This is a genomic window from Aeromonas molluscorum 848 (assembly GCF_000388115.1).
In the GTDB taxonomy this organism is placed as follows: Bacteria; Pseudomonadota; Gammaproteobacteria; order Enterobacterales; family Aeromonadaceae; genus Aeromonas; species Aeromonas molluscorum.
Genome location: NZ_AQGQ01000014.1, coordinates 14,944 through 40,999 on the forward strand (window position 1 = coordinate 14,944; position 26,056 = coordinate 40,999).

Here is a 26,056-nt window from a genome sequence, read left to right on the forward strand (position 1 = left end):
AACGGCACGAAAGGGATCGGCAGAAACGACAAAGCCGACCCAGGGGTCGGCTTTGTGAGGGGTTATCTAACCCCAGAGACAGGCCAGGCGCGTCTTGGGCTTACTTGGTGCCGAAGATCTTGTCACCGGCATCGCCCAGACCCGGGACTATGTAACCCTTTTCGTTCAGGCCGTCATCGATGGCGGCGCAATAAACTTCTACGTCAGGATGGGCGGCTTCCAGGGCTTTGAGTCCTTCCGGAGCGGCAACCAGCACCAGCACCTTGATGGAGTGGCAACCCTTCTTCTTGAGCAGGTCGATGGTGGCGATCATGGAGCCGCCGGTAGCCAGCATGGGGTCAATGACCAGGGCCAGACGCTCTTCGATGTTGCTGACGATCTTCTCGAAGTAAGGGACCGGCTGCAGGGTCTCTTCATCGCGATAGATACCGACCACGCTGACACGGGCGCTCGGCATGTGCTCGAGCACACCGTCCATCATGCCAAGACCGGCACGCAGGATAGGCACGACCGTCACCTTCTTGCCCTTGATCTGGTCAACTTCTACCGGGCCGTTCCAGCCATTGATCGTGACCTTCTCCGTTTCGAAGTCAGAGGTGGCTTCGTAAGTCAGCAGGCTGCCAACCTCTTTGGCCAGTTCACGAAAGCGTTTGGTGCTGATGTCGCCTTCGCGCATCAGGCCAATCTTGTGCTTGACCAGGGGGTGTTTGGCTTCGATGACCTTCATTATTATCTCCTCTAACTGCCGCAAGAAAAATCGCGGAATCATACAATAAAAACCCTTGGCTGTAGAGCTTTTCCGGGGAAAAACGCGCAAACGATTTCCTTTCTGGTTTTCGGCCCTGGCTGGTAGAATGTGCCCCGAATTTTACCCTCCACTTCTATACATGACGGGGACTACTCGCGTGACTGACAAAACCTCACTGAGCTACAAGGATGCTGGCGTTGATATCGATGCCGGCAACGCACTGGTTGAACGTATCAAGGGCGTATCGAAGCGCACTCGTCGTCCTGAAGTCCTTGGTGGTCTTGGCGGCTTTGGGGCCCTGTGTCAAATCCCGGCGGGCTACAAGGAGCCAGTATTGGTCTCCGGTACCGATGGTGTGGGGACCAAGCTGCGTCTGGCCATCGATCTGAAAAAGCATGATACCGTTGGCATCGATCTGGTGGCCATGTGCGTCAATGACCTGATAGTGCAAGGCGCAGAGCCGCTGTTCTTCCTCGACTACTATGCCACTGGCAAACTAAACGTGGATACCGCCGCCAGCGTAGTAACCGGGATTGGCCTGGGCTGCGAGCAGTCCGGTTGCTCCCTGGTCGGCGGCGAAACCGCCGAAATGCCTGGCATGTATGAAGGGGATGACTACGACATCGCCGGTTTCTGTGTCGGTGTGGTCGAGAAGAGCGAGATCATCGACGGCAGCAAGGTCGGTGACGGCGATGCCCTGATCGCCCTGGCCGCCAGTGGCCCCCACTCCAATGGCTTCTCCCTCATCCGCAAGATCCTGGAAGTGTCCGGGGCCGACGTGCAGCAGCCACTGGGTGACACCACTCTGGCCAACGCCTTGCTGGAGCCAACCCGCATCTATGTCAAACCCGTGCTCAAGCTCATTAAAGAGTGCGAGATCCATGCCCTCTCCCACATCACCGGCGGCGGCTTCTGGGAGAACATCCCCCGTGTGCTGCCAGCGAACACCCAGGCGGTGATCGACGAGCAGAGCTGGCAGTGGCCAGCGGTGTTCAGCTGGCTGCAGCAAGCAGGCAACGTCACTCGCTTTGAGATGTATCGCACCTTCAACTGTGGCGTCGGCATGATCATCGCCCTGCCTGCCAGCGAGCTGTACAAGGCGCTGGCTCTACTCAAGGCAGAGGGTGAAAACGCCTGGCACATTGGTCATATCGCCAAGGCCGCCGATGGCGAGGAGCAGGTCATCATCAAATGACCCGCATCCTAGTGTTGATCTCCGGCAGTGGCAGCAACCTGCAAGCCATACTCGATGGCTGCGCTCAGGGCAGGATTGACGGCCAGGTCGTGGCAGTCATCAGCAACAAGGCCGATGCCTATGGTCTGGTTCGGGCCAAGCACGCAGGTGTCGCCGCCGAGGTGCTCGCCCATCAGGGCTTCGAGAGCCGCGAGGCCTATGACGCGGCTCTGATGGCCCGCATCGACAGCCACCAGCCCGATCTCATCGTGCTGGCCGGCTTTATGCGGATCCTCACCGGGGACCTGGTGCGTCACTATCAGGGACGCATGCTCAACATCCACCCCTCCCTGCTGCCCAAGTATCAGGGACTGCACACCCACCAACGCGCCATCGAGGCCGGTGACAAGGAACATGGCGCCAGCGTCCATTTCGTCACCGAAGAACTCGATGGCGGCCCCGTGGTGCTGCAAGCGCGGGTACCCATCTTCCCGGAGGATGAGGCGAGCGATGTTGCGGCCCGCGTGCAGGTACAGGAACACAGCCTCTACCCCTTGGTGGTGCAGTGGTTCTGTCAGGGTAGGTTGCGCTGTGATGCCACGGGGGCCTGGCTCGATGGTGAGCTACTTGGCCAGGCAGGCTACGCCAACGACTGAACCTGAGCCCGGCACTGCGGTGCCGGGAAGGGTCAAGACAAGAGGGAGGCCCATGGGCCTCCCTCTCTCTTATCCTGCGACCTTCACCGAGTCACCCTCGATTCAGGTCGGCATCATGCCACCCTGGCGGGACACCAGCTCGCCGAGTCGAAACAGGCAATGCTCCCCCGGTGCCATCTGCTGCCAGGATTCATTACCGGTCAAGGGCCGAGTCGCTATCAGGGTGACCACATCGTCTGGGGTGGTCTCACGCTGAAAATCGATGGCCACATCCTCATCGAGCAGACGTGCCTCGCCAAAGGGGGCACAGCGGGTGAGCCAATGCAGATTGTTGCTGCAATAGGTCATCACGTACTCGCCATCGGAGAGCAGCATGTTGAATACCCCCAGGGCACGCAACTCGTCGCACAGGCTCGCCAGATAGCGGAACATGGCCGGAAAATTGGCGGGGCGGCGAGGGTATTTTTGCTCAAGCCGACTGAGCAACCAGCAGAAGGCATGCTCACTGTCGGTATCACCGATGGGCCTGTGCCGCCCTGTCGCCAGCCTCTTGTAACCGGTCAGCTGGCCATTGTGAGCGAAAGTCCAGTTGCGGCCCCACAACTCACGGGTGAAGGGGTGGGTATTCTCGAGCGAGACACAGCCCCGGTTTGCCTGACGGATGTGGCTGACCACGGCGCGGCTCTTGATGGGCAGCGCCTGCACCAGTCTGGCGATGGGCGATTCTGCACTGGGCTCGGGATCCTTGAAGGTACGACACCCCTTTCCTTCATAAAAAGTGATGCCCCAGCCATCCTTGTGGGGCCCCGTCTTGCCACCGCGCAGCATCAGCCCGGTGAAGCTGAAGCAGATGTCAGTCGGTACATTGGCACTCATGCCGAGCAGCTCACACATGATAACTCTCCCCCTGCCCGCACGAATTCAGATCCAGCGGTTCGTCCATCTCACTGCGACCTTACTTGGCCATCTCTTTTTCGACCAACTGGATCAGGATATGGATCACTTTGATGTGTATCTCCTGAATGCGATCGGCATAACCGAAATGGGGTACCCGGATCTCGATATCGGCCAGGCCTGCCATCTTGCCGCCATCCTTGCCGGTCAGGGCGATCACCTTCATGCCCTTGGCATGGGCGGCTTCGATGGCCTTGAGGATGTTGCCTGAATTGCCGCTGGTGGAGATGCCAAGCAGCACGTCGCCACGGCGACCGACCGCTTCCACATAGCGGGAGAAGACATAGTCATAGCCAAAGTCATTGGAGACGCAGGAGAGGTGGCTGGGGTCCGAGATGGCGATACCGGCATAACCGGGGCGATTCTCGCGATAACGGCCGGTCAGCTCCTCGGCAAAGTGCATGGCATCACAGTGGGAGCCGCCGTTGCCGCAGGAGAGCACCTTGCCCTCTTGTTTGAAGGAGTCGGCCAGCAAGCGGGCGGCGGCCTCGATGTTGTTCAGGTTCTGCTCATCGGCCAGGAATGCCTGCAGCACGCCAGCCGCCTCGGTCAGTTCATTGCGGATCAAGTCTTGGTACATGATATCTCTTCCAAAATGTCGTCGCGGCCATTCTCGCACAAGCCGGAGAAGGAGTCGCCCCCGGGCGGGTACTGGCTACGTCAAATTGCGTTAGGGTGCTCACATTACGTCGGTAACAAGCTTGTAAACAACTTGATAACTTTGTGCATATGAATTACAACAGGACCATATCCAACAGGTCAGACCTCTGGATGAGTTGAGCCAATTTGGCATCCTATCACGCAAGGAGCAAGTAATGACGACGACCCTCACTCTGCTCGGGGTGATCCTGGTTATCGGCGCCCTGGCTTATCGCCGGGTGCCCCTGTTTATCTCTAGCCTGGTCACCTTGGCCGCCCTGGTGCTGGGCACCCTGTTTGGCCATGTGCCCCTGTTGGTCTGGGCCCTGTTTGTGCTGATCGCCCTGCCGCTGAATCTGGTTGATTTTCGCCGCAGTCAGCTGACCAAACCGCTGTTCAAACTCTACAAGTCCATCATGCCGGAGATGTCCCGTACCGAGAAAGAAGCCATCGAAGCGGGTACCACCTGGTGGGAAGCGGATCTCTTTGCCGGTAACCCGGACTGGAAGAAGCTGCACGCCATCCCGGTCAGCACCCTCTCCGCCGCCGAGCAAGCCTTCATGGACGGTCCGGTCGAAGAGGTGTGCCGCATGGTCAACGACTGGGAAGTGACTCATGAGCGCGCGGATCTCTCCCCCGAGGTGTGGCAATTTCTGAAGGACAACAAGTTCTTCGCCATGATCATCAAGAAGAAATACGGTGGCCTGGAATTCTCCGCCTATGCCCAATCCTGCGTATTGCAGAAACTGTGCGGCGCCAGCGCCGTGCTCGCCTCCACCGTTGGCGTTCCCAACTCACTGGGCCCGGGGGAACTGCTGCAACACTATGGCACCGAGGCGCAGAAGGACCACTACCTGCCCCGCCTGGCCATAGGCAAGGAGATCCCCTGCTTCGCTCTGACCAGCCCGGAAGCGGGTTCGGATGCAGGCTCCATCCCCGATTTTGGCATCGTCGCTAAGGGTGAATGGGAAGGGGAAGAGGTGCTCGGCATGCGCCTGACCTGGAACAAGCGCTACATCACCTTGGCACCAATCGCCACCGTGCTTGGATTGGCGTTCAAGCTGCGCGATCCGGATCACCTGCTGGGTGAAGAAGAGGAACTCGGCATTACGTGCGCCCTGATCCCGACCCAGATCAAAGGTGTCGAGATAGGCCGTCGTCACTTCCCGCTCAACGTGCCCTTCCAGAACGGGCCAACCCGCGGCGAAGAGGTGTTCGTGCCGCTGGACTTCATCATCGGTGGTCCTGCCATGGCCGGTCAGGGCTGGCGCATGCTGGTCGAATGTCTGTCGGTCGGCCGTGGCATCACCCTGCCCTCCAACAGCACAGGCGGCGTCAAGATGCTGGCCCTGGCGACCGGCGCTTACAGCCGTATTCGCCGCCAGTTCAAGCTGCCCATCGGCAAGATGGAAGGCATCGAAGAGCCGCTGGCACGCCTGGGCGGCAACGCCTACATCATGGGCGCCGCCGCCAAGATGACGGTGACCGGCATCGACCTGGGCGAGAAGCCCTCGGTCATCTCCGCCATCGTCAAGTATCACCTCACCGACCGCGCCCAGAAATGCGTCATCGATGCCATGGACATCCACGGCGGCAAGGCGATTTGCATGGGGCCAAACAACTACCTGGCCCGTGGCTATCAGGGGGCTCCCATCGCCGTCACGGTTGAAGGTGCCAACATCCTGACCCGCAGCATGATCATCTATGGTCAGGGAGCCATTCGTTGCCACCCTTATGTGTTGCCCGAGATGCTGGCCGCCAGCCACCCGGACAAGGAGCAGGCGCTCAAAGATTTTGACAAGGCGATGTTCAGCCATGTCGGGTTCGCCATCAGCAATCTGGTGCGCAGCTTCAGCCTGGGGATCACGGGGGCCCGTATCGCCGGCGCACCGTTCAAGGACAGCACCCGCCGCTACTATCAGCAACTGACCAGGCTCTCTGCCAACCTGGCTTTCCTGTCCGACATGGCGATGGGTACCCTGGGCGGTGAGCTCAAGCGCAAGGAGCGGGTCTCCGCCCGCCTGGGCGATGTGTTGAGCCAGCTCTATCTGGCCTCGAGCGCCCTCAAGCGCTTCCAGGACGAAGGCCGCCAACATGCCGATCTGCCGCTGCTGCACTGGTCGCTGCAAGATGCGATGTTCAAGGCACAAGAGGCGATTGACGAGTTGCTGCGCAACTTCCCGAATCGCTGGATTGGCTTGGCCCTGCGCGTCATCGTGCTACCGCTCGGTCGTGACTTGAAGCGTCCAAGCGACAAGCTGGACCAGCAGGTCGCCCGTCTGCTGCAGACGCCGAGCGCAACCCGCAGTCGGCTGGCTGAAGGCCAGTATCTCACCCGCGAGGAGGGTAACCCCTTCGGCCTGCTGGAACAGGCGCTGGACGACGTGCTGGCTGCCGAGCCGCTGTTTGACAAGGTGTGCAAGGCCGATGGCGTCCGTCGCCCCTTCACCCAGCTGGACAAGGTAGCCGACGTGGGTCTGGCAGCAGGCACCCTGAGTGAAGCTGAAGCCGAGCTGCTGCGCCGCGCCGAAGTCAGCCGACTGCGCACCATCAACGTCGATGATTTCGATCCCATCGATCTGGTGGCCAACAAAGCCCTGTTCGAGCCATCCGCCTACCACAGGGCAGCCTGATCTTGCTGTTGCCAAAAACGCTCCCATCGGAGGCGTTTTTTATTTTCTCTCCGCTCCCCCTTGCCAAGGGGATGGCTCATGACAAGGAAAGTGCGAATTTTGTGTCATATCATCCCCCTCGGCAATTTGAAGCCGATCCAGTTCGCTATTTATATTTCAATGAGTTTGCTAACCTCGGTGAAGCAGTTAAGGTAGGCAGCAGGTGAAACACAGGATCCGGATATGGATGATGACATCCTGATTATCGATGACGAGGTATTGCCTCTTCAGGATAAGCAGCAGGAAGGCTGGAAGGTAATGATAGTGGATGATGAGCCGGAGGTTCATCGCATCACCAAACTCACCCTGAACAAGTTTGAATTCGATGGCAGGGCCATCGCGTTCCTCCATGCCTATTCGGCCGCCGAGGCCAAGACGCTGCTCACCATCCATCCTGATGTGGCTCTTATGCTGCTGGATGTGGTGATGGAAACGGACGATGCCGGTCTGGAGGTGGTGCGTTTCACCCGTGAGGAGTGCCATAACAAGCTGGTACGCATAGTGCTTCGCACCGGTCAGCCCGGTCAGGCACCGGAAGATGACGTGGTCAACAACTACGATATCAACGACTACAAGGACAAGACGGAGCTCACTTCCCAGAAGTTGCGTACCCTGCTGCGCGCCAGTTTGCGCTCCTATCGTGATATCTGCTCCCTGGAGAATCATCGCCATGGGCTGGAGAAGGTCATCCAGGCCTCCAAGGGCATTTTCGACAAACTGGCCCTGCGCCAGTTCGTCGAAGGGGCCCAAACCCAGCTATGCACCTTGCTCAGCCTGGAAGAGTCGCAGATCTACAACGTCAGACAAGCGACCTATGAGCTGAAAGATCAGATGCTGGTCCCGCTCTTGTCCGACAAAGAGCCCATGCGCTTGCACGATGCGCCAACTATCTTTCGCGAGGCCATGACCCGCTCGGCCAACGTCTACCACGGCCATGAGATGGTGCTCTACTGCCAGAACCGCAGCCATCATCTGCTGTTTCACATCGAAGCCCATCGTCCCTTGAGTCAGATGGACACCAGCCTGCTCAGCCTGTTTACCGAAAACATCATAGTGGCGCTGGAAAATATCCGCCTCAACGAGGTGATTGCCGACAACGAGCGCGAAATCATCTATCGCATCGGCGAGCTGGTTGAATCACGTTCCAAAGAGTCCGGCCTGCACGTCAAACGGGTTGCCCTCTATACCGAGCTCTTCTGCCAGCTCCTTGGCATGGAAGAGCAGCAGAGCGAGCTTATCAAGCGCGCCTCTCCTCTGCACGACATCGGCAAGGTCGGTATCCCGGATGCCATCTTGCACAAGCCGGGCAAACTCGATGCGGCAGAGTGGGAGGTGATGAAGACCCATGCCCAACTCGGGCACGACATGCTGTGCGGCAGCAAGCTGGCCCTGTTCCAGATTGGCGCCACCATAGCCGGCAACCATCACGAGAAATGGAACGGCAGCGGTTACCCCCAAGGGCTCGCTGGGGAAGCCATCCCCCTGGTCGGGCGCATCGTCGCCCTGGCAGACGTGTTCGATGCCCTGGGTTCGGATCGCTGCTACAAGCAGGCCTGGCCGCTGGAGCAAGTGATAGCCCTCATCAACCAGGAGCGCGGTCAGCATTTCGATCCCCGGCTGGTCGATCTGATGATGGACAATCTCGATGACTTTCTCGCCATTCGCGCCGCCTACCGAGATAAGTTCATCGGCGATTGCTGAGCGGCAACTCGGCTTAACGCTGGCTCAACAGAGAGTCTAAACAACAAGGCCGCCGTCCCTGGGGACGGCGGCCTTGTGCTATGTCGGCTGGTTCGTTCTGTTTGTTGCCTCGGGGCCTCACTGCTCGGGCAGGTTGAGATCCAGCACCGGGCCGGGCTCGGCCTCTGCCTCTGCCGCCTGCTGGGCAGCCATCGCCCGTTTGAAGGCACGACGTTTTTGCCACAGCATGAAACCCGCACCAGCCCCCAGCACCGCCAGCACGCTCAGACCGATAGTCAGCCAGAGCCACCAAGGGGTGCCTTCCTCCTCCTCGAAGGCGGGCGCTGGCACGGCCTCGCTTGCCGGCGGAGCAAGTGCCACAGGCGCCAGCACCGGATAGATGTCAAATGACTTGTCCGGCAGGGCGATACGCAGCTCCCGGCCACTGCGGCTGGTGGCAAACAGCTCGGCGCTGATCCGATACTTGCCGACCTGAGTCAACTTGGCGAGATCCACCTTGAGCTCACCCTTACCGCCCTGGGCACTGAAGCCGGTGTGCGCGCCGGTATTGCTGGTGGTCTCGCCCTTGATGGCGACCGTGGCCGGATCCAGCTCATCCTCATCGATCTGCAGCACCAGCTCGGGCCCTTGCTGTTCCCCTGTGCTGCGCAGTTGATAATTCACCGGTAACGGGTAGAGCAATACCTCCTGCCCACGGGCCCGCACGAACACCTGATTGCCTGTGCTGAGCAAGGCCCGATACTTGCCAGCCGGTGCATCCAGCAACACCTCGGCGGTGAGGATGCCATCGACTGGCACCTCATCGAGCCCCTTGCCATCGTCCAGATAATGACCGAGTTGCTTCTCAAACACGGGCTCCCCCTGCTGTTCCGGGGTGCTGAAGGCTTGCAGGCGGGCGGTCATCCCCAAGTCGGTCAGGTAATAGCTGCGATCCGGGATGTTGCCATCGATGAGCAGGCGCGCCCCCAGCTTGAGGTATTCCCCCTGATAGAGACGCTGGGGCAAGGGCTGCATATCCAGCGTCACATCGCTGAGCAGCCGGACTCGGTTGCTAGGATCGACTGCCCCAATCGCCTGCCAGGGGCCCGCCATCGGATGGCGTACGGTGATCACATCCTGATCCCCCAGGGCGAGCCACCCCACCTCGGGAGCCTGCACCCGGCCTGCGTACAGCTTGCTGCCATCGGGGCGCACCAGGATCACCGAGGGGCTGCCGGGCTGGCGCTTGATGATAAAGGAGACTTCCTTTATGCCGTAGTCAATGCGAAATCTGTTGTCGAGCAGCGGTACATCAGAGGGACCGAATACCTCATTGGCCTGTGCCGTGGCCTGCATTGTGCCAAGCAGCAAGCCTCCCAGCAGCCAGAGAGATACCCGTCTCCGGTGACCCAAGCCACTCCCCTGCCCAACCCCAGATTTCATTGACGCCACAGGCAACTACCTCCCTTCTTCTGTACCAGATCCAGCCGGCTTTCATGGTCGGCCTCAGCCTCAGCGCTGGCGCGGATCACCTTGAGCGGTGACCTATTGGCATCCAGGCGGCGTATGCCTGTGTCCTTGTTGTTATCATCCCCCCCCTCGGCGGCCAGATTGAGTTTGGTCTGGCCACCGGTCATCAACAAATAGACGTCCGCCAGTATCTCCGCATCGAGCAAGGCGCCGTGCAAGGTACGGTGGGAGTTGTCTATGCCGTAACGATCGCACAGGGTATCCAGGTTGTTGCGCTTGCCCGGAAAGAGGTCCCGCGCCATCGCCAGGGTATCGGTGACGGTGCAGATATCAGTGGTCTTGAGAGAGAGGCCGAGCTTGCTGAACTCATAATCCATGAAGCCCACGTCAAAGGGGGCATTGTGGGCTATCAGTTCGGCGCCACGAATAAAGTCGATAAACTCATTCGCGACCTTGCTGAAGGGAGGCTTGTCGGCCAGGAAAGCATCTGTGATGCCGTGTACCCGGATGGCCTCGGGATCCACCAGCCGATCCGGCTTGAGGTAGACATGATAGTGGTTACCGGTCAGGCGACGGTTGATCACCTCCACGCAGCCGATCTCTATGATGCGGTGGCCCAGATAGTGCGGACCCCCACTAAAGTTCATACCTGTGGTTTCAGTATCCAGAATAATTTGGCGGTTGGCTTGGGCTGTGTTCATGTTCCAATCTATGTCAAACTTCGGTTTTACTCGCTAGTTTACCCCAAGGCTCATGTTAAAACAGATTGATTTATATACGGATGGTTCCTGCCTCGGCAATCCGGGCCCGGGCGGCTACGGCGCAGTCATGGTCTTCGGTCAGCATCGCAAGGAGTTGGCTGGGGGCTATCGCCTGACCACCAACAACCGCATGGAACTGATGGCCGCCATCGTCGGCCTGCGCACCTTGAGCGAACCCTGCCAGGTGCGGCTCACCACCGACAGCCAGTATGTTCGCCAGGGCATCACCCAGTGGATCATCGGCTGGAAGAAGAAAGGCTGGATGACCGCTGGCCGTCAACCGGTCAAGAATGTGGACTTGTGGAAGCAACTCGACGCAGAAGCGGCCCGCCATCAGATTGAATGGCTCTGGGTAAAGGGTCACTCGGGTCACCCCGAGAACGAGCGCTGTGATGAGCTGGCCCGGGATGCCGCCAGTGGTAAACAGCTGGCCGAAGATGTCGGCTACCAGCCCTGACACCTCCTGTTGAGATCCCCTGCGGCACACTGCGGGTTGCAGCTACCGGCTACCCGCCCTGGCGTGCCATGCCCGGCGCTGTCACCTGTTTGGCCAGCTGCCAGGGGCGGCGCACCGGCACCAGCGGGTAACGCCGCTTGCGTGCCGCTATCACATAGACAGAGGCGAAGGGGCGCAGATAATCACGACCCAGGCTCTCGCGCCACCAGCCGATGCGGCTGCGCTCTCCCATCATGGCGTAGCCGAATCTGTCATCGTACATCACCTCGAATCCCAGCAGCTGCAGCCAGTCGGTGACTCTGGCCGGGCTGAACATGCGCGCCGACCAGGGCAGTCGGTGACTGAACCCAGGCAGCAGGTGACCAAGACCAGCCAGGCTCAAGGGGTTGTAGCCGCTCAAGATGAGCCAACCATCATCGGTCAGCACCCGTTCAGCCTCACGAAGCACCTGATGGGGATCCTTGCTGAAATCGAGCACGTGGGCCAGCAGGCAAGCATCGACACTGCCCTCCTTGACTGGCAGCGCCAGGGGATCCCCCAGGCAATCGAGCAGCCGCCCCTGCCCTGCCATGCCAATCTGATGACGAATGCTGGAATGGCCGCAGGAGAGCTCGGCGCTCAGACTGCCTATCTTGAGCAGGTGATAGCCAAAGAGTTGCGGGCACCAGCTATCGAGCCGCTCCTGGATCTCTGCGGCGACCCAATCTCCCAGCGGTATCTCGGCCCAACTGGTCGGGATCTCGAGCTGTTGTTCGGTGCGGGCCAGCTGCATAATAGGACTCAACCTCCGGAACATGGGTTAACACGCCACCCAGTTATATAAGATCCCCTCCATGAAGAGAACATAAAGAGGCCAATGCCATGTATCCAGTGATCACGATACCCGCTTTTAATGACAACTATATCTGGTTGATCAGACACGAAAATCATTGTCTGGTTGTCGATCCGGGCGACGCTGTGCCCGTCCAGGCCAGGCTCGATGACCTTGGCCTTGAGCTCGATGCCATACTGATCACCCATCATCACCACGACCATGTCGGCGGGGTCGATGCGCTGCTCAAACGCTACCCCAAGGCGCGACTGTATGGCCCCAAGCTGAGCCCATTGCCTGATCAACATGGCCAGTGGCTCGATGAGGGAGACAAGATTGGCTGGCACGATCTCACCCTCACCGTCATGCATGTGCCCGGCCACACCCTGGGTCACATCGCCTACCATGGCAGCGATATGCTGTTTTGTGGCGATACCCTTTTCTCTGGTGGATGCGGCCGCATGTTCGAAGGCACCCCAGATCAGATGCATGATTCACTGATGCGCCTGGCCGCGCTGCCAGATGACACCCTGGTTTATTGCGCCCATGAATATACCCTCTCCAATCTGCGTTTTTGTCTCGCCGTCGAGCCTGACAACCTGACCCTGCAAAAACGCATTGGCCAGATCAGCAAGCTGCGCCAGCAGGGCCTTCCGAGTCTGCCAACCCGCTTGGGTGACGAGCGGGAATTCAACGTTTTTCTGCGCTGCAACGAGCCGAACGTAAAATTTTCTGCTGAGAAACAGGGGATGAAATACTTGGAAAATCCAGTAGATACCTTTGCCGTACTCAGGCGCTGGAAGGACACTTTTTGAACAAACCTTGATCAGGCCAGGTTTGCCGCTTATGATGCGCGCTGATTTTCTACCAAGATGACCTGCGTGAGATGAAGTTACGAACGGCCTTATTGGCGACGCTGTTACTCAGCGGATGCCAAAACCTGAATCATCAGGATGACCGGGCGCTAACGGCAAATGAGCCGATCAAGTCCCCACAAGTCAGCAAAAAACTGCATAAAAAGCATGTTTCAGGATCCTTCTTTAGCGACGATCAGCTAGACGAGGTGCAGGATACGGATAACCTCTGGGCCCGTATCAGCGATGACATGCAGTTGGATTTCCAGGATAACCAGCGCATTGGTCAACAACGTGCGACTATCCTGCGCAGTGACAATCATCTGGCCACCATTGCCAGTCGTGCTGAACCCTACCTCTACCTTATCGTTGAGGAGATCGAACGGCGCGGGCTGCCAATGGAGCTGGTGACCATCCCCATGATAGAGAGCATGTTCGATCCCCATGCCCGCTCGAGCAGCAATGCGGTCGGCCTGTGGCAGTTCGTGCCCCAGACTGGCCGTAATTTCGGTCTGCGTCATGACAGCTGGTATGACGGTCGCCGCGACGTGATCGCCTCGACCAATGCCGCCCTCGACTACTTCGAATACCTGAATCGCTTCTTCGACGGCGACTGGCTGCAAACCCTGGCCGCCTATAACGCCGGTGAAGGTCGGGTACGCAACGCCATACTGCGCAATCAGAAGCGAGGCCTGCCCACCGACTACTGGTCATTGGACTTGCCGCGCGAGACCCGCATGTATGTGCCCAAGGTCCTGGCCATGGCGGATGTGCTCAGCAATCCCGACAAGTACAACATCAGCCTGCCGGTGCTCGCCAACGAGCCCAAGCTGCGGGTAGTCACAACCGAAGGGCAGATAGATCTGCATGTGGCCGCTCAGCTCGCCGGACTTCGTCCCGCCGATCTGAAAGAGGTCAACCCGGCCCTGAGCCGCTGGACCACCTCCCCCAGAGGCTCCTACCGTCTGCTGGTGCCGGTAGAGTATGCCGACAGCCTGGAGCTGGCCCTGGCAGACTTGCCGCAGCGTGAGCGTGTGCCTACGCGCTCCTATCAGGTTAGCTCCGGTGACACGCTGTCACGGATAGCCATGCAAAACGGGGTGAGCGTCAATCAGCTCAAGACCGCCAACAACCTGCGCGGCAATAGCCTGCGCCGTGGTCAGACCCTCTATATTCCGACCGGCGGCAAACCCATGCCTACCGCCTCGGTACAAAAAACCGCGGCCAGCAAGCCAACCCAGCTCGCCGCCAACGCCTCTGGCAACAAGCGGCACTACAAGGTGCGCTCCGGCGACACGCTCTGGAACATCAGCCGCGCTCATGGGGTGACCCATAATGATCTGGCGAAATGGAATGGCCTCAACGCCAAATCCGCGCTCAAACCCGGTATGCAGTTGGTGATCTGGCCCAAGAGTGCCAAGAGCCGTGACAAGTCCATGGTCTATCAGGTACGTCGCGGTGATTCGCTCTCCGCCATTGCCGCCCGCTTCCAGGTCGCCGTGGTGGACGTGATGCGCTGGAACCAGCTCGACAAGAGTGGTTATCTCAAGCCAGGTCAGGAGCTGACCCTGTTTGTCGACAACAACAGCTAAGTGCTGTATCGCCAATAAAAACCACCCTGCGGGTGGTTTTTTATTGGCCGCCGTTGGCGGGTTAATTGTTTCGGCCCGGCCATGACTGCATCTTCCTGAGGCCTGTCCCCTCGCGCGGCGCCTGGCCATCCTCCACCGCGTTCTGTAACCCAGTCTGAGGACAGTCTTGGCTCCCTGAGCAATAAAAAACCACCCTGTGGGTGGTTTTTTATTGCTTCAAGTCAAGCTTGAGGTCTCGGCTTAAGGGGTCACCGACTGGGCGGCGAAGCGGGCCATGATGGGATTGTGATCAGAAGCGTCGGTCGCCGGGCTCTTCACTTCAACCAGATCCAGATCCCGGAAGTAAAGGTGATCCAGCGGGCGGCCAAAGGCGCGGCGACGCAAGTCCGGCGAAGGGATCGCTTCTTGCAAGCCCAGCTCTTCTACCAGCTTGGCAAGCCAATACTCCCGCTTTTCGCTCCAGGTGTTGAAGTCACCCCCCAGGATCACGGGTCCCTGATGACGATGGATCAGGGCGGTCAGGTCGTTGAGCTGCTCGCGGAAGGTGGCCATGCCAAGTTCGAAGTTCACCGCATGCAGGTTCACCACCAGCACACCGTCAGGATCGCCCTGTAAGGGGTACAGGCTCACCAGACCCGATTTGGGAATGCGCAGCAGTGGCTCGGGGGAACGGACGCCGCAGACGAATGCCTGGTGAGTCTTGGCCACCGTCATCACGCCAAATGAGACGCCGCCTTGGGTAAAGGCTTGCAGTTGCTGCCATTGGAAACGACCGGCCTGCAGCCAGGCCAGCATGTCGGGCTTGGTCGCCGACTCCTGCAACAACAGTAGATCCTGATCCTGGGCAAACGCAGTCATGCCCTCATGCCAGTTCTTGCGCTGCCCTTTGTAGAGATTCCAGACGGTGATGCCGAATTCCCGAGGCAAGGCTTCGGCAGCCAGGGCCACCAGCGGCGGCTGATGGCAGCTGAGGTTGGGCACTATGCCTTGCGCCGTGACCAGATGATCCCTGGACGGCACCTCGAAGCAGCCGACCAGGCCCAGGGTCAGCAGAGAGGTACCCAGAATGCGATAACTATTTTTCATTGGCTAACAACCACCTGGCTATCTTTGCGTGCTCGTTCAACAAAATATCATCCAAGCAGACTAGGCTGAACATTCGCGCTCAACGTCAAGCCACTGTGGAGGATCCCCATGCCCAGACAGCAACAATACCGTGTGACCTTTTACGATCAGCAGGGCAATTGCCACCAGGTTGAGTTATCCACCCGATACCAGATCAGGCGCGACCCGCAATGCGATCTCTGTGTGTTCGATACGAACCAGTGCGTGGGGTCTGAGGAGATGCTGGAGAGCATGATACGGCAAAAAACCGGGTTTGAGCAGGAAATATCCATCATCAACGCCCGGCTTATCTGACTCCCGCTACACAGGTACCGAGCGCGGTTTACCCTGATCGTCAATGGCCACGTAGGTGAAGACCCCCTCGGTAACACAGTAGCGCTGGGCATCATTCGCCCGCAATACCGGCTTGACCCAGACCTCCAGCTTAAGCCGCATGGAGCTGCGTCCCACCTGTAGACAAGTGCCATAACAACAGACCACATCACCCACTTTGACCGGGCTGTGGAAGGTCATGCCTTCTACCGAGACGGTGCAGATCCGCCCCTTCGCCAGCTCCTTGGCCATGATACCGCCCCCTATATCCATCTGGGACATGATCCAGCCGCCGAAGATGTCGCCATTGGGGTTGGTGTCTGCCGGCATCGCCAGGGTGCGCAGCAGCAGATCCCCTTCGGGCTGACGTGCCTGGGCAGCTGTATTCGTATCGACCATCATTACTACTCTCTATGATTGGGGTGGCGGCATGATAGGGACAGGCTCCGTCCTTGGCAAATGCTATGCCCAATCCCGGGGCTGCCAGCGCCAGACGAATTGATGATCTCCCCATCGCCATGCCAATGGCCAAGGCTCACACCAGTCAAGATATCATCAAGCCAGTCACCGTTGAGCACGGCTCACAATGCCGCGCCCGCCTCGCTCGCCAACCAGGCCAGGGGATCTGGTACCCGATAATCAAAACCAAGCTCGCGGCAGATCCGCGCTCCTGTCACAGGCGAAAAATCGCCAGCCGGTTCGATGAAATCAGGGGCCACCAGACCAAGACGCCGGGCTGCGACACGGTAAAATTCGCGGCGGCTGGGATGACCGGGAGCGCTCAGGGTGTAGCAACTGCCTGACACCCCTTGTACGAGCAGCAAGCAGCAAGCGGCAACCAGATCTTGCTGATGAACCAGATTGACCGCCTGAGCGCCGCCACTGACCGTCTTGCCTGCCAAGAATCGGCCAGGGTGGCGGCCAGGGCCATAGAGCCCGGCCGGGCGGATCACAACGGCACGTTCGAAACCGGCAGCCAGCACCGCCTGTTCCGCCGCCAGCATGCGCAACCCCCGTTCAGTTTGGGGGGCAGCCTGCTCCTCTTCCCGCTGTCCCGGCGCCCACACCGAGGTGGCACTGACGAACAGGATATTGCGCACCCCGGCTGACCGGGCCTTGGCGCACAATTGCATGATGGCGCCTGGGTAGTCATCCGTCTTGCCGGGCGGCACACAGACGATCAGGCTGCCGACGGCCAGAGGCCAGGCTGCGTTCACCTGCGCCGAGAGATGCAACAGGCAGGCATCCAGTCCGCTGGCCCGCAGAAGATCAACCTTCTCCTGACTGGTCACCGTCACCGCCACCTTCCGCCCCTCGTCAATCAGCGCTTGAGCAAGAGGCAGACCAAGCCAGCCGGCCCCCACTATTCCGACGCTGGACACAGCGTCTACTGCGCTCTCATATCGTGCTTGTCCTGGGACAGCATCTTGCATGTTCACCTCCGCTGTTGATGAAAACCCTATGGCCATGGATGGTATGCCCCTGCGGCCAGGTTCGGCGACCCGAGCGGGAAAAAAACCAAAAAAACGGCCATCCATGATGACCGTCGAAAGTAACGAAGGAAACAGCTGGATAACCAGTCATCTCCCACAGCGGGAAAATCGGGAGCCTGAGCTCCTAATTCGTGGGGCTCATGCTAGTGTTCTCCCAGCCAAAAAGCTATGAAGCAGATCACAGTTGAAAGGGATTTCTGAAAACGCTTTCAATTTCTGGCTTGAAAATGGCCCGCTTGGGGCCATCTTGTCATGCCATTTCGGTGACGGATTCCCGGGCGACCAGCTCGGCTTCGAACTTGAGCGTCAACCCCTCCGCCGGCTTATGATCCAGCAGACGCAGCGCCAGCTCTGCCGCCCGTCCCCCCATGGCTTCGATGGGGTAGCGCACCGTCGTGAGCTTGGGATAGATATAACGGGCGTAGGGAATATCGTCGAACCCCACCACTGAGACCTGTTGAGGGATCTTGTAGCCACGCTCGAGCAGGCAGGAGATGGCCCCCGCCACCATGGCATCATTGAAGCCCAGCACTGCACTGAACGGGACGCCGCGCGCCAGCAGCGCCGTCATGGCCACATAGCCGCCGTTTTCGTCGGCAAAGGCGCGACCTATCAGGGCAGGATTGACCTCTATCCCGGCCCGCGCCAAGGCATGGGTATAACCGGCCATGCGCTGCTGGCCATCGACAAACTCCTCGTCATCCGAAGTGACAAAGGCTATCTGGTGATGACCCGCATCGAGCAGATGCTGACAAGCCGTGGTAATACCCGCCTGGTTATCCAGCCAGACGCAGCGATCCTCGGCACCCGGCACCTGACGATTGATGAAGACCACGGGAGTGGAACCTGCCGCCAGCTCGCTCAACTCCTCGTCCGGCAGTGCCTTGCTGTGCAGGATCAGGGCATCGCACTGACGTTGCAGCAGAGCCTGTATGGCATGGCGCTCACGCACCTCATCATGGTTGCCTGACATCACGATAGTAAACTTGTCGGCGCGATCGACCACGGTTTCGATGCCGCGCATCATCTGGGCAAAGAAGGGTCCACCACACAAATCCCCTACCAGTACACCGACGCAATTGGAACGTTTACTGACCAGCGCCTGGGCAAAGCTGTTGGGACGAAAATTCAGCTCCTTCATGGCCGCCAGCACCGCCACCTTCTTCTCCGGAGCGACCTGTGCCGTGCTGTTGATGACACGGGACACAGTCGAGATGGAGACATTGGCCATTCGGGAAACGTCTTTAATCGTTGCCACTCTCAATTCCTTTCATTAGGGGGTTCGCCGCGCTTGGCTCGCCATTATAGCGACCCGTTCAATCCTGAACGCGGCGCCCGATCACCTGGCAGGTTTCTTTTTGTAACAGAACCTTGCCCCATGATACCCCTATCCACTGCGGATAGGGAGCCGGGGCCGCGCCGCACATCGTCAGTACTGGTGGCGCAGTTCTCGTTCGGACATGAAACGCAAGGGTTGCTTGAGCCTGTGCTGATAGATGAGGTCGAACGACAGCACATTCTGCACATAGTTGCGGGTCTCCTGATAAGGGATGCTCTCGACCCAAACATCCATCGGCTTGTCGGTGTGCGCATCGCGCCAGCGTTTCACCCGGCCCGGCCCCGCGTTATAAGCGGCGGCAGCCAGAATGCGGTTACCGTCATACACATCCAGCAGTCGTTTGAGATAGGCACTGCCGAGGCGAATGTTCATCATGGGATCAAACAGCTGCTGAGGATCCCGGTAAGGTACTCCCAGCTTGCCGGCGGTCTCCTTGGCGGTGGCCGGCATCAATTGCATCAGACCCCGCGCGCCCACGGGTGACTGCGCCAGCGGATAGAGGGCACTCTCCTGACGGGAGATAGCATAGAGCAGGCTGGTATCCATAACCCGCTCACGGGCCATCTGGGAGAAGGTGCGTTGCAGAGGCAGCGGGAAGCGCAAGTCCAGGGCATCCCAGGCCTCGGCGCGAATGCTGGCCAGAATAGCCAGCTCATGCCAGCCCTGATTGAGGGCGACATGGCCAAATTCGATGCGCTGGGCCACCGAGTTGCGATCCATGTTGTGGATCCACTCCGAGCGAGCCGCGGCAATTTCGTTCATGGCGAGCAGCTCCTTGACCCGGGCCAGGAAGGGCCAGCGGGTTGCGGCACTGCGCCAATCCGGGGCCCTGACCTGCGGCTCATTCTTGAGGCGATAGGGCACCCCGCTGCGCTGAGCGGCCATAAAGCCATAGAAGCCCCGCTGGCCGGCGGTCTCAATATAGAGCGCTTTGGCTGGCTTCTGTTGGCCCTGCACTTCCAGGGACCGCGCCAACCAATAGCGCCAACGGTCCTCTTTCTGGCGCGCAGGCGGCATCTGCTTTATCCAGGCGGACAGACCGCGCCAATCCTCCTCCCAGACGGCAAGCCGAGCCCGCAGCTCCACCAGCTCGGGCTGAGCCCGCACCTGGCTGTCGACCCACACCCGCTGGGCCGGGGATCTATCCAGCAGGTAACGCCGGGCGATGGCGTACTCAACCGGCTTGAGTTCCTGGGCACTCAGCGCGAAACGGCTGCGATAGCTGGCCAATGCCCCCAGCACCCGATCTGGCTCGCTGTTGGCATAACGCACCAGCCCCTGCAGCAACAGTTGGCGCGAGTGGCGCTCCTGGCTGAAATAGACGGGGTTCATCACCTTGGCGGGTTGGCTCAACAAGCTGGCCATCAGGGCGCCACTGCCCTTGAGTCCGGTGCCGAGCTGATTGGTCAAATGATTCACCAGGTTGCTGTTGCCCCCTTCGAAGGCGAGCATCATTCGCGACCAGATAACCTCCTGGGTCCGCAGCCCGGCACCTTGCCAGAGGGTAAACAGAGAGTCGCAGGCATCCGGGCGTGACTCACCGCTCAGCCAGAGCTTGCCCGCCTCGCGCAGCCCCTCCTCGCGATGGCCGGCATGGTAGCGCGCCTCGTAGTGCATGCAGCGCAGCTCGGTGGAATTGGGGACATCGGGATAGAGCCGCAGGAACTGGGACCACTGATTGCTTTGGGCCAGATGAACGAGATAGCTGCGTTCCAGGCGATTGGACTGGGGGGTATCGGCGTGATCCCTGATGAAGCGAGTGACCTCGCCATACTCGGCGCCGCCCGGACGAAACGCGAGTCGGTAATAGTCCAGATAAGGCAACAGCGGATAGTGGCTGAGCTGACTTCTGAGCATCTGGAAGCGAGCCATGTCGTTGGCACGCACCGCATCATAGGCCTGGCGATAGCGCAACTGATCCATGGTCTGCGCCATGGCCCCCGGCACCAGGAGGGCGGATAAGATGATTCCCCAGACGGCTTTCACTCGACTTCTCCCTAAAATCGGGCGCCCAATGGCGCCCTGTTCTGTCTCCCCATTCTACCCGTAAACGGCCCGCGCTACAGCTCTGCCGCGATGGAATTTCTCGTCTCGAACTTGCCCGCCATCCGTTTGACGTAGCGTTCCAGATAAGGCACGGGCAGAGGCTTGGAAGCCAGATATCCCTGATAGAAGTGGCAGCCCTGGGCCCGCAGGAATTCCAGCTGCTGGCGCGACTCCACCCCTTCCGCCGTCACGTTGAACCCCATGTGACGGGCCATGGCGATCACCGCCTCGACGATGGCCATATTGTCACCATCCCGGGGAATATCCTGGATAAAGGATCTGTCTATCTTCAGCTCGTCGGCAGGCAAGCGCTTGAGATAGCTCAGGGAAGAGTAACCGGCGCCAAAGTCGTCAATGGCGAAGCTGATGCCCAGTTGCTTGAGCTCGGTCATCTTGCTGATGGTGTCCTCCGCATGGCCCAGCACCACGGACTCGGTGATCTCCAGGTTCAGGCAGGCCGGATCCATGCCCGTCTGCGCCAGCACATCATGGATGCACTCGACAAAATCATGGGCATGAAACTGCTTGGCGCTGACATTGACCGACAACTGGGGAATATGGATCCCATTCTCCTCCCAGCTCACATACTGGCTGCACGCCTCATGAAGCACCCAGTTGCCGATGTCGACGATGAGATCCGTCTCCTCGGCGATGGGAATGAATTCGGCCGGAGAGACCAGCGCCCGTCCTGGCGGTTGCCAGCGGATCAGAGCCTCGACCCCGATAAGATCCCCCCCTTCCACCAGATGCTGGGGCTGGTAGTGCAACATCAGCTCTCCCCCGGTCAGGGCGCTGCGCAGCTCGTTGTGGATGAGCAGGCGCCGGTCCGCCTGATGCTGCATGGCGGCGTCGAAGAAGCGGCGGGTCTTTCGGCCGGCCGATTTCGCCTGATACATGGCGGTGTCAGCCTGCTTGAGCAGATCGTCCACCCCCTGGTCACGCCCCGGAAACAGGGTGATGCCCACGCTGGCGCCTATGTGCAGCACCTGCCCACCCTGACGATAGGGCGCCGCTATCTCGCCAATCAAGCGTTCGGCAATCAAGTCGGCCTGCATCTCCGCCTGGGGCGGACTGCTGGAGAGAGAGGGCAACAGCAGCACGAACTCATCGCCACCGAGGCGGGCCAGACAATCCCCCTGGCGTACCAACCGCTTGAGGCGAGCGGCCACCTCCTTGAGCAGCCAGTCACCGGCAGCATGCCCGAGGGAGTCATTGATGGTCTTGAAGTGATCGAGATCGATAAACAGCAGGGCGCCGACCAGATGATCCCGGCTCGCCGCCATGAAGGTCTGCGCCAGGGTTTCGTGCAGCTGGCGCCGGTTTGGCAGGCCGGTCAGCTCGTCGTAATAGGCGAGATCCTGAATGCGTCGCTCGGCGGCCTTGCGCTCGGAAATATCCTCGAAGCAGATGACGAAGTGACTGATCCGCCCCTTGTCATCCTGCACTGGGGTCACGATTTCCCACTGGGGATAGCTGTGACCACGGGCGTGGCGACGCATCGTCTCCCCCTGCCAGCGGCTCAAGTGGTCGAGCTCATAACCCAGGCCACCCTCACTGGGCCAGAGATCGCTGCTCAGCCGCTTGCCAAGCACCGCCTGGCTGGAGAAACCGGTGATCTGGCTGAAAGCATGGTTAACCCGCAATACCTTGTAATCGGGATCCGTGATGATGATGCCTTCATGGGTCTCGAATGCCACGGCAGAGAGCCGCAGTTGGGCTTCACTCTGCAGCCGTTCCAACTCGGCCACCATACGCACCGAGAAAATGGTGAGGACGGCGGCCAAATCCGGCAAAGCCACTGAACCGGAGAAAAGCAGCGCCAGATGACCCAAGGTCTGGCCATGGCGATCACACAGGGGATGCCCATGATAGGTGAGCCCCGGGGCAAGCCAGGGGTGACCCGAGACTGGAGCTTCCAGCACCAAAGTGCAGGCTTGGCCTTTCTCATACAGGGTCTGGCAGGGCATGCCCGCCAGCAGGTAGTGATCCAGATCGACCCCATGGCTAGCCAGGACCCGCAGTGACGCCGCATCCCCTCGCTCGGCCAACCAGACCGTATCGGCATTGAGGATAAGGGCCAGTTCATCGACCAGGGTATTGAAGAACTCCAGGCCTGTCTTGGCGGAGAGCGCCTGTGCCAATTGCGCCAGCAGGGGATCTTGCACCCGCAACGGAGAGCGTCGGTCATTGGCCTGGGCTGGCAGGAAGGAGAGATCGTTGACCTCTATCGGACTGACCCAGCCACAACAGAGTGCCTGCTCGGGGAGATATTGGCCGCACCAGAGGAAATGATGAGCCTGACCATCCTCCCCCTGCAGGTGACCAATAAATTGGCCAGGCTTGTCCCCTTGCTGCAGACGGGAAAGGAACTCGGCAAAGCCGACCTCGTCGGCAGGATCCAGGTTATCGCTCCAGGGGTGAGCGCCCTCCCCTTGCCAAAGCTGGTTAGAGGCATGATCCGAGACCCGCCACTGGCTCTGCCCCGGATTATAAAACCACATCATCTGAGTGGCCTGCTGCTTCATGTACGACTCCAACTTATTGTCTCTGCCCCAGAATGCGCAGGATACCGAGATCGCCCTCGCCTCCCCGAATATAGTGGGAAAGGAAAAATGGGGGGGGACTGTTCGGGTGAAACCTGATTTAAAGTCGGCAGACTGTGCTGCCGGGAAGGGACAGATAGGATCCAATTTCCCCATACTGCCTGCCCATTTCATGCAGCTCAAGTGCTTTTTGGCCCAGAAGCCGAAAAGATCACAATTTACAATTTGATGAATAACAAAGAGCAGATAATGTGACTCAGGTCACATTATCTGCTCACTCCATGGGTATTCTGAAGATGAAGACACAAGCAAGACGACCCGAAGGGGGCCAATATGAAAATTGAAATCACCAGTAAAATCATCGAGATCACCCCGGCAATTCGCGAGCGTATTGAATCTCGCTTCAATAAGCTCGAGCGTCTTCAGGTGCCGCTTATCACACCCCATGTGATCGTCTCCAAAGAACGACTGATGTTCAACATTGAAGCCACCGCCGGTATTCCCAACGGCAAACTCTTTGCCCAGGCAGAACACGAGGATCTCTACGCTGCTATCAACGACCTGGGACAGAAGCTGGAGCGTCAGCTCAATCGTCATACCGAAAAGCCCCTGGCGCGCCGTGGCCAGTCTCCCCTCAAGGAGCAAGCCCAACCGGAAGAATCCGACGCGGAAGTTGATGCTTAATGTGAAAAAATAATCAGTTGGAGAGAAAAAGGCGGCTTAGCCGCCTTTTTCTATGGCCATCTTTTCTGGGCCAGAGTGCGGAGTCGCCAATTTTTGGGGCTCATTCAGCCAAGTCAACTTCGCCAGTGCAGCCTGGCATCCACTCCTTGAGCCAGCCTGTCCAGCAGCGGCAACATAACCAGGGGATGGCTCTCGCGCCCCTTGTTGGCCAACTGCCAATGCGCCGCTGCTCGTGCCCGGCCCAGGGCGCTCAAGTTATCAAGCACCCCTTGATCCAGCACAGCTTGCCGCCCCACCAGAGGGGGAGGATTGAGCGCCAACCAGAGTCTGGCGTCCACCATGCTGCCCCCCTGCTGCAGCCGCTCGGTCAGGTGCGAGCTGTCGGCCACCTCGTCGGCCTGCAAGGGAGTCACCGGAGCCAGTCCGAACCGCGCGCGCCAATCAATCTTCGCCTCGGGGGAAGAGAGAGCCTCATCAAACCAGGGCTGCTCTTCCACCGCCTCGGTGAGCAGGGCCAGGTGCAGGCGAAAATCGGCGCGATCGCCCCGCAACAGATCCTGATTGAGGCGCTGGCCCAGCTGACCTTCATCGACCAGCAGGCGTTCACGGATGGTATTGGGTAGCATGACGAGTCTGGTCTGGGAGAGGTTCCCTGTTATCGGCAGCATCGGGCTAACGTTTAGGGCAGGTTGCTCCCATAGCGCTCATGGGCAGAAGCGTCGCGACATAGCGCGGCCATGTCCCGAACCAAATATTTGCTCCCAACAGGCGTCATAAGCCCGGGACGTCGACGGTTGCACGCCGACTCACTCATCATCCTCAACAGAGCCAGTCTTGTGCCAATCGATGCCGGAATCGGCTGCACCTTGAAAGCAGGAGGGGAGCCTGAGCCCCCCTCTTGTTCATTGCCATTCCCGCTAGAGGGTAAAGCGGTAGAAGATGTCCACCGCCTGCGCCACCCCGCTCATGGCCTGCAGATAGAGCCTCGGCAACACCTCATAGCGCAGCTTGAACTCGGCGATGGGACTGAACACCCCCACCCCGTACTGGAACTGCAGACCCGGCAACAGATAGGCAGATAGGGTCACCTGGGTATCATCCCCACTCCCCTCGGTATCCAGGGAGACATCGCTCATGCCCAGCGACTCGCCGATATCGGACACGACGCCGCCAACCTGTCCGACCGCTCCGGCCACCAGCAGGCCGTTGAAACCGCCATCTTCCCCTCCGGTCTGCAGGCCCTTTCCGCGCAGCAGGTAGGAGAGCTGCTCGGACTGGGCCATCTGCGGCTCCGAATAGACGGTGATCTTTGGCTTGCTGGCCGGCCCCGTTACCCGGACACCGACGGTCACATTGTTCTCTATGGTGTCAGGATCCCGGTAGGTCTCGATATTGAGGTAAGGCTTGTCCAGCGGGCCGGAGAAGATGATGCGCCCCTCCTTGATGATCAGGTTCTGACCATAGGCCTTGAAGCGACCATCTTTGAGCTCCAGCTGCCCCGTGCCGGACAGGGGCTTTTCCGGCTCCTGGTTGAGGTTGATGCCACCGGTCACCCTGGTCTTGAGCCCCATGGCCTCAAGGCGGATGTCATCGCCCAGCACCACCGCCACATTCATCTCCAGGGGCAGCGTCGTCTGCTCTACCGGCGGCGCCAGCTCGTCATAGATGATGGTGACATCGTCGGAGCGCGCCACTGCGCTCTCCGGCAGGTTCTTGACCAGGATCCGCGCCCAGGGGATCACTATCTTGCCGGTCACTTGCGTCTTGTCACCCAGGGAGATGGCAAGATCCGGCGAGACACGCACCCGGCCCATGCCGGGGTACTGCGCTTCCAGATCCTTGCCCTGTATGGTCAGGCTGCCCTCGACGGGATTCTTGGCCCAGCTTATCCAGCCCCCCAGGGCAAGCGGCCCCTTGCCCACCAGCATGCTGCCGTCCAGCTCTGCCCGGTTGCCCTCGATCTTGAGGCGGGTCTTGAGCTGCTTGAGGGTCACCATGTCGGTGTGGGTCTGCACCTCGCCCTCGACCAGATTGAGCTGGCCAAAC

General features: G+C 59.6%; 23 protein-coding genes. 9 read left to right on the forward strand and 14 right to left on the reverse strand.

Annotated features, from left to right (window positions below; translation table 11 throughout):
* Positions 1-100: 100 nt before the first annotated feature.
* On the reverse strand, positions 101-727 hold the full coding sequence (gene upp / locus G113_RS04055) for a uracil phosphoribosyltransferase (protein ID WP_005893847.1): 627 nt from the start codon (positions 725-727) through the stop codon (positions 101-103).
* 178 nt (positions 728-905) lie between these two features.
* Here upp and purM point away from each other — a divergent pair, with 178 nt between their 5' ends.
* Positions 906-1,943 carry a phosphoribosylformylglycinamidine cyclo-ligase gene (purM, locus tag G113_RS04060; RefSeq protein WP_005893848.1) on the forward strand — a complete coding sequence of 346 codons (1,038 nt, stop codon included), beginning with the start codon at positions 906-908 and terminating at the stop codon, positions 1,941-1,943.
* Positions 1,940-2,578 (forward strand): phosphoribosylglycinamide formyltransferase, encoded by a 639-nt coding sequence (purN, locus tag G113_RS04065; RefSeq protein ID WP_005893850.1) that lies wholly within the window; start codon positions 1,940-1,942, stop codon positions 2,576-2,578. Before purM ends, purN begins: the two co-directional genes overlap by 4 nt.
* 102 nt (positions 2,579-2,680) lie before the next feature.
* Here the strand turns inward: purN and G113_RS04070 are convergent, their stop codons facing one another.
* Positions 2,681-3,472 (reverse strand): class II glutamine amidotransferase, encoded by a 792-nt coding sequence (locus G113_RS04070; RefSeq protein ID WP_005893851.1) that lies wholly within the window; start codon positions 3,470-3,472, stop codon positions 2,681-2,683.
* A gap of 61 nt (positions 3,473-3,533) precedes the next feature.
* Complete coding sequence (gene lpcA, locus G113_RS04075) at positions 3,534-4,112, reverse strand: D-sedoheptulose 7-phosphate isomerase (protein ID WP_005893852.1); 579 nt, start codon at positions 4,110-4,112, stop codon at positions 3,534-3,536.
* Positions 4,113-4,347: 235 nt separating this feature from the next.
* Here lpcA and fadE point away from each other — a divergent pair, with 235 nt between their 5' ends.
* On the forward strand, positions 4,348-6,804 hold the full coding sequence (gene fadE / locus G113_RS04080; protein ID WP_005893853.1) for an acyl-CoA dehydrogenase FadE: 2,457 nt from the start codon (positions 4,348-4,350) through the stop codon (positions 6,802-6,804).
* A gap of 222 nt (positions 6,805-7,026) precedes the next feature.
* Positions 7,027-8,544, forward strand: coding sequence for an HD domain-containing phosphohydrolase (locus G113_RS04085; protein ID WP_005893854.1), 1,518 nt, complete (start codon positions 7,027-7,029; stop codon positions 8,542-8,544).
* A 117-nt stretch (positions 8,545-8,661) separates the two neighbouring features.
* Here the strand turns inward: G113_RS04085 and G113_RS04090 are convergent, their stop codons facing one another.
* Positions 8,662-9,966 (reverse strand): TIGR03503 family protein, encoded by a 1,305-nt coding sequence (locus tag G113_RS04090; protein ID WP_005893856.1) that lies wholly within the window; start codon positions 9,964-9,966, stop codon positions 8,662-8,664.
* On the reverse strand, positions 9,963-10,694 hold the full coding sequence (gene dnaQ, locus G113_RS04095) for a DNA polymerase III subunit epsilon (protein ID WP_005893858.1): 732 nt from the start codon (positions 10,692-10,694) through the stop codon (positions 9,963-9,965). The genes G113_RS04090 and dnaQ overlap by 4 nt, the downstream gene beginning before the upstream one ends.
* A gap of 52 nt (positions 10,695-10,746) precedes the next feature.
* On the opposite strand from dnaQ, the gene rnhA reads away from it, so the two are divergent.
* A complete protein-coding gene (gene rnhA / locus G113_RS04100) occupies positions 10,747-11,211 on the forward strand; it encodes a ribonuclease HI (RefSeq protein WP_005893859.1) in 465 nt (154 codons plus the stop codon).
* A 49-nt stretch (positions 11,212-11,260) separates the two neighbouring features.
* Here the strand turns inward: rnhA and G113_RS04105 are convergent, their stop codons facing one another.
* On the reverse strand, positions 11,261-11,983 hold the full coding sequence (locus G113_RS04105) for a class I SAM-dependent methyltransferase (protein WP_005893860.1): 723 nt from the start codon (positions 11,981-11,983) through the stop codon (positions 11,261-11,263).
* An 89-nt stretch (positions 11,984-12,072) separates the two neighbouring features.
* Between G113_RS04105 and gloB the strand changes: the two genes are divergently transcribed.
* Complete coding sequence (gene gloB / locus G113_RS04110; RefSeq protein WP_005893861.1) at positions 12,073-12,837, forward strand: hydroxyacylglutathione hydrolase; 765 nt, start codon at positions 12,073-12,075, stop codon at positions 12,835-12,837.
* Positions 12,838-12,908: 71 nt separating this feature from the next.
* Positions 12,909-14,468, forward strand: coding sequence for a lytic transglycosylase (locus G113_RS04115; protein ID WP_040318892.1), 1,560 nt, complete (start codon positions 12,909-12,911; stop codon positions 14,466-14,468).
* A gap of 240 nt (positions 14,469-14,708) precedes the next feature.
* On the opposite strand, the gene G113_RS04120 is transcribed toward G113_RS04115, so the two are convergent.
* Positions 14,709-15,554: an endonuclease/exonuclease/phosphatase family protein gene (locus tag G113_RS04120; protein ID WP_005893865.1), complete on the reverse strand. Its 846-nt coding sequence runs from the start codon at positions 15,552-15,554 to the stop codon at positions 14,709-14,711.
* A gap of 108 nt (positions 15,555-15,662) precedes the next feature.
* Between G113_RS04120 and G113_RS22040 the strand changes: the two genes are divergently transcribed.
* Positions 15,663-15,887, forward strand: a complete 225-nt coding sequence (locus tag G113_RS22040; protein ID WP_005893866.1) for a hypothetical protein — start codon at positions 15,663-15,665, stop codon at positions 15,885-15,887.
* 6 nt (positions 15,888-15,893) lie between these two features.
* On the opposite strand, the gene yciA is transcribed toward G113_RS22040, so the two are convergent.
* The 5 genes from yciA to G113_RS04150 all read right to left on the reverse strand — a co-directional run bounded on the left by yciA (position 15,894) and on the right by G113_RS04150 (position 23,308).
* The gene (yciA, locus tag G113_RS04130; RefSeq protein ID WP_005893867.1) at positions 15,894-16,307 is read right to left on the reverse strand and encodes an acyl-CoA thioester hydrolase YciA; all 414 of its coding nucleotides are present in this window, start codon (positions 16,305-16,307) and stop codon (positions 15,894-15,896) included.
* A gap of 179 nt (positions 16,308-16,486) precedes the next feature.
* On the reverse strand, positions 16,487-17,287 hold the full coding sequence (locus tag G113_RS04135; protein WP_040318893.1) for an NAD-dependent epimerase/dehydratase family protein: 801 nt from the start codon (positions 17,285-17,287) through the stop codon (positions 16,487-16,489).
* 361 nt (positions 17,288-17,648) lie between these two features.
* Positions 17,649-18,656 carry a LacI family DNA-binding transcriptional regulator gene (locus G113_RS04140; RefSeq protein ID WP_040318894.1) on the reverse strand — a complete coding sequence of 336 codons (1,008 nt, stop codon included), beginning with the start codon at positions 18,654-18,656 and terminating at the stop codon, positions 17,649-17,651.
* Positions 18,657-18,827: 171 nt separating this feature from the next.
* On the reverse strand, positions 18,828-20,723 hold the full coding sequence (locus G113_RS04145; protein WP_005893872.1) for a transglycosylase SLT domain-containing protein: 1,896 nt from the start codon (positions 20,721-20,723) through the stop codon (positions 18,828-18,830).
* Between the two features lie 74 nt (positions 20,724-20,797).
* On the reverse strand, positions 20,798-23,308 hold the full coding sequence (locus G113_RS04150; RefSeq protein ID WP_005893873.1) for a putative bifunctional diguanylate cyclase/phosphodiesterase: 2,511 nt from the start codon (positions 23,306-23,308) through the stop codon (positions 20,798-20,800).
* Positions 23,309-23,659: 351 nt separating this feature from the next.
* On the opposite strand from G113_RS04150, the gene hpf reads away from it, so the two are divergent.
* Entirely contained in the window at positions 23,660-24,010 is a 351-nt protein-coding gene (hpf, locus tag G113_RS04160) for a ribosome hibernation-promoting factor, HPF/YfiA family (protein WP_005893875.1), read from the forward strand.
* Between the two features lie 113 nt (positions 24,011-24,123).
* On the opposite strand, the gene G113_RS04165 is transcribed toward hpf, so the two are convergent.
* Together G113_RS04165 and G113_RS04170 are read right to left on the reverse strand one after the other, a co-directional pair.
* A complete protein-coding gene (locus G113_RS04165) occupies positions 24,124-24,636 on the reverse strand; it encodes a VC2046/SO_2500 family protein (protein WP_040318895.1) in 513 nt (170 codons plus the stop codon).
* Positions 24,637-24,927: 291 nt separating this feature from the next.
* A partial coding sequence (locus G113_RS04170; protein ID WP_005893879.1) for a translocation/assembly module TamB domain-containing protein occupies positions 24,928-26,056 on the reverse strand: 1,129 nt, incomplete at its 5' end.